2 protein-coding genes are annotated in these 1,696 nt (G+C 37.7%); one reads left to right on the plus strand and one right to left on the minus strand.

What is annotated here, in order from left to right; all coding sequences use genetic code 11:
• Positions 1-416, minus strand: a 416-nt coding sequence (locus EGI24_RS14530) for a diacylglycerol kinase family protein (protein WP_255047619.1), incomplete at its 3' end; no start/stop codon positions are given.
• 1 nt (position 417) lies between these two features.
• On the opposite strand from EGI24_RS14530, the gene EGI24_RS14535 reads away from it, so the two are divergent.
• Entirely contained in the window at positions 418-1,407 is a 990-nt protein-coding gene (locus EGI24_RS14535; protein ID WP_255047618.1) for an App1 family protein, read from the plus strand.
• The last annotated feature ends 289 nt before the right edge of the window (positions 1,408-1,696 follow it).

Below are 1,696 nucleotides of genomic sequence, written 5' to 3' on the forward strand. Positions count from 1 at the left end.
ATATCACTCAAATGAATGCAGAGTTGCTCATTGATTCGTGTGATATGAATCTTTTTTGAGAAAGCCTGCAAGAGTATATCCAAAGCTTTTGTAGGATTTTCACTTATTCCGAGTTCCTTTGCAAGTCCGTTGGCTGATCCGGCTGGAATGATGCCCAAAAGGATTTTGGTTTTTATCAAACATTCAGCCACCAGTTTTATGGTACCATCACCACCGACTGCAGCCACACAATCAGGTTTAAACAACTTTATCTTTGCTTTTATGGTTGAAATGTTGCAAGTTGGTGTGAGATTGTAAAAATCTATGGTGTTGCTAAGATTTGAAAAATAATTGGTAACCAAGGAGGTCCAGTCAATCGTATTATTGCCTGAACCAGCATTAATTACAAAAAGTACTTTTAAGTTTTTTGATGTCATAATGAAAAATGAAATTGAACATGCTGTTGCAACTGTAAAAGTATATCATGGTTATGGACACCAAAATAACCTGGTAGTGTATGGTCATGTTTTGGCTGGGAAATCTGTGCGTCCGAGTAAATTTAACAATAATCCCATCAGTAATATTATACATTTAGCCAGATTATTTTTAGTTAAACCTGTACCACATGTACAATTGAGTTTGCAGTGGCAAAATCAAACACTTCATGCCACCACTGAGGTGGATGGTTTTTTTAAATTTGAGTGGCAATCGGATTTTGAAATAGACGCGGGTTGGCATTTGATTGAAGTGCATTTGGTTGATGGTCAGGGATATAAGAAAACTAGTGGAGAAGGAAAGCTATTTGTTCCACATGCTACACAATATGGTTTCATTTCGGATATAGACGATACCGTTTTGGTTTCGCATTCGGCCCACACAGGTAAAAAACTCCGGGTGATGTTCACCAAAAATCCACGTAGCCGCAAAACTTTTGCCGATGTGGTGAAATTTTACAAGTTGCTGGCTCTTACCCATACAGAACCAAACGTGCCGAATCCTTTTTTCTATGTTTCGAGTAGCGAGTGGAATCTATATGATGATTTGAATGCTTTTTTTAAGCACAACGGCTTGCCAAAAGGGGCTTTTTTGTTGAATAATATAAAGAAGTGGTATCAATTGTTGAAAACAGGCAAAACCAAACACGAAGGAAAGCTCAACAGGGTGACGAGAATTCTGAAGGCTTTTCCGAGACAAAGGTTCGTATTGCTTGGCGATAATTCGCAAAGTGACCCGCAAATTTATGCCTCCATAGCCAATAAATATCCTGAGCAGATTGTGGCGGTTTATATTCGAAATATTAGTTTGGAAAAAGCAGATTTTACTACTGAAACCCTAAATTCAATACAAAATAAATCTATAAAAACCTTTCAGTCGCAACATACTGATGAAGCCATTCAACATGCTAAAACAATTGGATTGTTGGTTTGAGATGATTTTTGGAAATTATTTTTTGATAGTTAATAACTAAAGTTTCAGACTTAGAAACTATCCTAAATTATATACATTGCGTGCCTTGCCAGGCGGGCATTCTTTTTGCGAGTCGTCGCACCGTTCGAAAAAAAAGAATGGCAGCGGCCAACCGTCAAAAAAAACACTTTTTGTGCAGCATCGGCAGTCCGAAATGATCCTACCTAGGCGGCCCCCTGTAAATTTCTTTTTTGGCATTTTGCATGTAAAAAAAATTATCGTGGCGAAATTTTACAACGGACTACACAAA

The organism is Lacihabitans sp. CS3-21 (genome assembly GCF_024343675.1).
Taxonomy (GTDB): domain Bacteria; phylum Bacteroidota; class Bacteroidia; order Cytophagales; family Spirosomataceae; genus Leadbetterella.